Below are 6,088 nucleotides of genomic sequence, written 5' to 3' on the forward strand. Positions count from 1 at the left end.
GCTACCAGGGCGGCAGCCAGGGCGGTTGGGTGGTGCCGCTCGCCGCCCGGCGCGAACGCGAGGACTTCGCCATCGTCAGTTTCGGGCTAGCCGTCTCGGTGATCGACGAGGACCAGCAGGAGATCGCGCTGGAAATGCAGCTGAAGGGCTACGGCCCGGACATCGTGGCCAATGCCCAGGCGATCGGCGCGGCGGCGGAACGGGTGTTCGCCAGCGGATTCACCGAAGGCCTGGATGCGTTCGACGCGATCCGCGCCAGGTACCGCCACGAGCCCTGGTACAAGGACGTGCACGGCAACTACACCTGGTTCATCCTGCCGCTCAGCCGGCAGGACATCCTTGCCAAGGCCGCGCCCGCCTTCCGCTTCGGCACGCCGTTCCACTACGATCCGATGCCCACGCTCGCCGCCGTGACCGTGCCGCAGCTGTGGGTGCTCGGTGGCCAGGATCTCGAAGCGCCCAGCGCCGAAACCTCGCGCCGGCTGAAAGGGCTCGTCGCCGGCGGCCACCCGATTACCCTGGCGGTCTATCCCGGTGCCGAACACGGCATGACCTTGTTCGAGACCGGCAAGAACGGCGAGCGCATCTCCACGCGCTATCCGCAAGGCTACTTCCGCATGCTGGCCGACTTCGCCCGCACCGGCCATCTGCCCGGCGACTATGGCCAGGCGCAGATCACCCGGCCGCGCGATGCATCGCCACCTGCGTCGGCGCACGCCACCCCGTGAGGTTCCCTTCGCGAGGCGGAGTTGCAGGAAGAAAAGGGCGCCATGGGGCGCCCCCTTGTTTCTTCGCGACGGGCGAACAGCTTCAGAAGGGCTTGGCCAGCACCAGGAAGATCACGCCCAGCAACAGCAGCACCGGCAACTCGTTGAGCCAGCGCAGCGCCTTCGCCGACGGCAGCGCGCCGCCCTTCTCGCAGCGCTTGAGCATCCGCCCGACCAGGATGAAATAGGCCAGCAGGATCGCGACCAGCCCCAGCTTCGCATCGATCCAGTGCATGCCCGCCGCCACATTGGGCAAGGTCGCGGGAAATACCCGCCAACCCTGCCACAGCACCAGCCCGAACAGGAAGGCGATGCCGAACATGTTGTGCCCGAACTTGTACAGCCGCCGCCCCATCAGCAGCAGGCGCGCCCGCACCGCGGTTTCCCCGTCGGCCTCGGCGATATTGACCAGGATGCGCGGCAGGTAGAACACCGTCGCCATCCAGGCAATGACGAAAAGGACATGGAAGGATTTGATCCAGAGGTAGGTCATGGCGACGGCCCGGTGAGGAAAGCCGCGCCATTGTTGCGGAAGCGGCCACGCGCCTCCACCGTGCCGTCCGGCAGCCTCGCCCGCGGGCCCGGCTGGGGCACAATTCGGCCCAGGTCCCCATCCGACGCCAGCATGAGCCAGCACAAGACGCCCGATTCCGCCAAGCTCGACCGCATCGTCGCGGAGGCACGCCGCGCGGCCGAACAGCGCGAGCTGGGCTATCGCGAGCGGGCGTTGAAGATGTATCCATGGGTGTGCGGCCGCTGCGGGCGGGAGTTCACCCGCAGCAACCTGCGCGAGCTGACGGTGCACCACCGCAACCACGACCACGACTTCAACCCGCCCGACGGCAGCAACTGGGAGCTGCTGTGCGTGTACTGCCACGACAATGAGCACTCGCGCCACATCGACCACGTGCGCGGCGCCGGTTACGAGGCCGCCACCACCGTCGCTCCCGCCACCGGCAATCCATTCGCCGACCTCAAGGCGATGCTCGAAGGCAGAGGAAAGCGCTGAGCTCGCCACCACCGCGTGTCCCGCGCGAGCCTCTCGAGCGTCGATCTCCGCGGCCGCGCGCGTCGATCTGAAAGTTGGCGGAAAAGCGCCAGGCGTAGCCTCGCGGCATGCCAACCCATCCGGCCCGCCCGTGCGCTGCCTTCGCGCCTGCGCTGGCGCTGCTGGCCATGCGCGTGCTCTGGCTTGGCGCTTATCCGCTCGATTCCGACGAACCCCAGCACGCCCATGTCGCCTGGAGCATCGCCCAGGGCCACGTGCCCTATCGCGACGTGTTCGACAACCACGGTCCGCTGTTCGCGCTGCTCTATGCGCCGCTGATGCATGCGCTCGGGGAGCGCGCAGACATCCTCTGGTGGCTGCGCCTGGCCGTGGTGCCTTGGTATGGCCTAGCCGTGTTCGCGACATGGCGCGTGGCGCGCAGCCTTTACCGGCCAGCCGTGGCCGATGCTGCCGTACTGCTCGGCGCATTGATGCAGGTGTTCTTCCTCAAGACCGGCCAGTTCCGCACCGACGATGCCTGGGCGGCGCTGTGGCTGGGCTCGCTCGCCCTGGCACTATCGCGCGGCCGATCCGCAGGACACTGGCTGCTCGCGGGACTGGGCGTGGGCGCGGCCCTGTCCATATCGCAGAAGACCCTGCCCCTGCTCGCGACCGCGCTGCTGGCCGGCGGCTGCGTGTGGATGGCCTCGCCACGCCGGCGGGTCCGGCCGATCGTGCGCCGCGCGGTGGCATTCCTGGCCGGATGCCTGGTGATCCCCACCGGCCTCGGGTTGTGGCTGGCCTCCATGCACGATCTGCTGCCCGCCTGGCGCGATCTGGTCGCCTATGGCCTGGCGCCCACCGGCGGAGCCAGCCATGCCTGGCGGCAAGCCGCCTACCTGGGCTTACTGGCGCTGGTCATGGCCGTGGCTGCGTACCGCTTGCTTCGCCTCGCCACGAACGAGGCGCGATGGCGCGCGTTCCTTGCGCTCCACGGCGCACTGTACGCGCTGCTGATCTGGGTGGCCTGGCCGCTGTCCACGCCGCAGGATTTCCTGCCGGTGATACCCACGATCATGCTGGTGCTGACCGGGGCCATCGCCTCGCGGCTCGACGCCGATGCCTCCAGCAAGGGCGCTGGCGTGCTGGTGGCGACGGCCCTGGTGGCCCTGGAGCTGGGTGTCCTGGTGCAACGCGCGCCACCCTGGCGGGATGCGCTGGCCGGCGAGCGCGCCGAACTGGCCACCGTGCTGCGCGACACCGATCCTGGCGACACCGTGATGGATGCCAAGAGCGGCGCGATCTTCCGCCCACGGCCGTATTACCCCGTGATGGAAAGCCTGGCGCTGCGCCGCCTGCGCTACGGGCGAATGGCCGATACGATCCCGGGCGCGCTGGTCGCGCACCGGACCATGGTCGTCATTCCCGACCGCCTTCCGCCGGCCGACCGTCTCTTCGTCGCGCGCAACTACCTGCTCGGCCCGGCGGGCGTCTACGTGGCCGGGAAGACGCTGCCTGCCGGATCGCAGCCGTTCGCCATCGCGGTGCCCGGCCAGTACACGTTGAGCGACGGCGCCCGTCCCCTCGCCATGGGTATCGACGGGAACCGTCCTGCGGACCAATGGAACCTAGCCGCGGGCCACCACGCCTCGCCCGCGCGGCCGGCCGCACGCTCGTGCTCAGCTGGAGCAAGGCGTGGAACCGCGGCTGGCGGCCCGCCGCCCACTGAGCCGGCCTGCGTGCGCAAGGCGCATGGCCGCTTGCCCATCGCTTCACGCGCAATGGCGCAGGCTGCGCTCACCGATCGACGGGAGGATATGACCATGCCCGAGAAGAAGACCCTCGAACGCGCCCGCAAGGACAAACGCGAAGGCAAGGCGCCGAGCACCCAGGCCGGCGAATTCGTGAAGGAGGAAATCGAGCACGTGCGCGAAGGCAAGCACGGCGCGCGCTCCGCCAAGCAGGCGATCGCCATCGGCCTGTCCAAGGCGCGCCGCGCGGGCGTCGACATTCCCGACAAGAGCAAGTCCGGCAAGAGCGCCGCGCGCAAGAAGCCCGCCGCGAAGAAATCCGCCACGCGCAAGGCCGCGGCGAAGAAATCGTCCGAATCCGCCGCCACCCGTCGCCGCGCAACCACCAAGGCGCTCAAGAAGGAAGGCACCGGCACCGCGTCCAAGCAGGCGCTCTCGCGCCAGGCGCACAAGGCCGCCAGTCACCGCACCGCCGCCGACCGCTCCGCGGCCGCGAAGAAGGCGGCGCGCACCAAGGGTGCCGCCGGACGCTCCGCCGCGGCCAAGAAGGCCGCGCGCACGCGGGCTCGCCGAGGCCACTAGCTGCAGCTGGTCGCCGTATGGCGCCAGCGTGGTCTATGGGCAGGCCACGCTGGCAACGCAGTGATCGCCGCTGTTCGTGGCGGACCGCCGGGTGGCTCGACGCCCGCAGGAGCGGCCTGCGGCGGCGCCATCCTGCCATCGGGGCGTGCAACTCCTTACTTGCGCGCCGCGATGATCTCGCTCAGGTAATCGGGCGTGCCCTTGACGCGCACCAGGTGCGGATACTGCAGGCCGCCGTGGTAGTCCACCGGCACCGTCTGGTAGCCGCCCTGGAACTTGAGCAGCAACCGGATCGGCGCCTTGCCGTCCTTGGCCGCGGCGATCGCCCGCTTGAGCACCTCGCGCGAGTAGTCCTGGCCGTTCACCGCCACCACCGTCGCGCCGGTGCTGACGCCGGCCTTGAATGCCGGACCATCCCAGCGCACGTCGTTGACCTGGCCGTGGTCATCCAGGGTCAGGCCGATCGACCAGGCGAAGTTGAACAGGTGCCGCGGCGACTGTGGCCGGCTGTCGTACTGCTTCTCGTAGTCGCTCGGCTGGTCGGTGTAGACGAGCTTCCAGCCGGTGCCCTCCACGCCATCGAGCAGCGGCGGATCGAGCGCATCCACGCGTGCGCGCAGGAAGCTTGCCCAGTCGTATCTGGCCACGCCGTCGAGCGCCGCGACCACGTCGTCGAAGGCATAGGTCCGGGTCACGAAGCTGCCGTTGTCGACGCCGAAGAAGGCGCGCGCGAAATCGTCCAGGGACTTCTTGTCGTGCGTGAGGGCGCGCAACTTGGCGTCCACCGCCAGCCACATCATCTGGCCGCCGCTGTAGTACTCCTCGCTCATCTGCCAGCTGCGGTAGGGCAGGCCGGTGCGGTGCGCGGCGGTCGGGTCGTTGGTGGTGTCCTCCAGCGTGCGCCACTGGAAACCTTCGCGGTTGCGCTGGTAGTTGGCCGCCACCATCGCCAGCGCGTCGCGGAACTGCTCGGGCGTCCACAGGCCGGCGCGCGCGGTCAGCACGAAGCCCCAATACTGCGTCTGGCCCTCGTACACCCACAGCAGCGAGTCGCCCATCGGTACGTTGAAGTTGGGTGTCCACAGGTCGGCGCCGCGGCGGAACTTGCCGTTCCACGAGTGGGTGTACTCGTGCGCCAGCAAGTCGCGGCCGGGCGCGGCGTCCTTCCACGCGGTGAAGTAGTCGGCGCCCAGGCCGTTCTCGCTGGACTGGTGGTGCTCCAGCCCGTTGCCGCCCAGTTGCTCGGACAGCGAGAACAGGAAGTCGTAGTGGTCGTAGTGGTGCGAGCCGAACAGCTTCACTGCCTGCGCCGCCAGGTTGCGGTGCGCCTGCACCTGCTCCGGCGTCATCTCCAGGTACTTGGGCTCGTCGGCGACCACGTCCAGGTGCACCGGCGCCCCGCCCGCAGGCGTGAGGTCGACGCGCTTGAAGTACTGCCCCGCGTAGATCGGCGAATCGACCAGCGTGTTGAACGGCACCGGCTTGAAGGTGGTGGTGTCGCCCTGCGCCTGGCCCGCACGTTCCAGCGCGCTGCCGAACTGCCAGCCGTGCGGCAGCGTCACGCTGGGCGCGAAGGTGATGCGGCGCGAGTAATGGCCGGCCGGGTACAGCGCCACCTTGTTCCATTCCAGGTCGAGCATGCGGTCGGTCATCTCGTAGCCGCCGCTGCGGTCGGACAGGTACTGGAAGTCCGCATCGATGGCGGACACGCCCGCGGGCACGTCCACGTGGAACGCATACACGTCGTATTCGTCGCGCGTCCACTTAAGCGGCTTGCCGCCGGCGCTGAGCCTGAGCCCCGCCAGCATGGCGATCGGGCCGCTGGGTGAATGGTCGCCGGGAATCCACTGCGGATACAGCAGCGTGAGGGGGCCGGCCTGCGCCGGAATCGTCTCGTGGACGCGGAAGATGCCCTGGCGCGTGTCGCTCGCATCGACGTGGATCGTCACCGTGCCCGGGTAAGGCGTGTCCTGCGGTGGCGGCACGCGGGCGCCGGCAGT

General features: G+C 69.3%; 4 protein-coding genes and 1 pseudogene. 3 read left to right on the forward strand and 2 right to left on the reverse strand.

Annotated features, from left to right (window positions below; genetic code table 11):
* A pseudogene (locus HOQ08_RS11630) lies at window positions 1-728 on the forward strand (alpha/beta hydrolase); the annotation flags it as partial.
* A gap of 82 nt (window positions 729-810) precedes the next feature.
* On the opposite strand, the gene HOQ08_RS11635 reads toward HOQ08_RS11630, so the two are convergent.
* Window positions 811-1,260, reverse strand: coding sequence for a CopD family protein (locus tag HOQ08_RS11635; protein ID WP_291194854.1), 450 nt, complete (start codon window positions 1,258-1,260; stop codon window positions 811-813).
* Between the two features lie 132 nt (window positions 1,261-1,392).
* Between HOQ08_RS11635 and HOQ08_RS11640 the strand changes: the two genes are divergently transcribed.
* Both HOQ08_RS11640 and HOQ08_RS11645 read left to right on the forward strand, forming a co-directional pair.
* On the forward strand, window positions 1,393-1,776 hold the full coding sequence (locus tag HOQ08_RS11640) for a YajD family HNH nuclease (protein WP_291194857.1): 384 nt from the start codon (window positions 1,393-1,395) through the stop codon (window positions 1,774-1,776).
* A gap of 1,802 nt (window positions 1,777-3,578) precedes the next feature.
* Complete coding sequence (locus HOQ08_RS11645) at window positions 3,579-4,088, forward strand: DUF6496 domain-containing protein (protein ID WP_291194859.1); 510 nt, start codon at window positions 3,579-3,581, stop codon at window positions 4,086-4,088.
* A 155-nt stretch (window positions 4,089-4,243) separates the two neighbouring features.
* On the opposite strand, the gene HOQ08_RS11650 is transcribed toward HOQ08_RS11645, so the two are convergent.
* Window positions 4,244-6,073, reverse strand: a complete 1,830-nt coding sequence (locus HOQ08_RS11650; protein ID WP_291194862.1) for a peptidase M61 — start codon at window positions 6,071-6,073, stop codon at window positions 4,244-4,246.
* Window positions 6,074-6,088: the final 15 nt, after the last annotated feature.

This window comes from Frateuria sp. (assembly GCF_013362045.1).
In the GTDB taxonomy this organism is placed as follows: domain Bacteria; phylum Pseudomonadota; class Gammaproteobacteria; order Xanthomonadales; family Rhodanobacteraceae; genus Frateuria_A.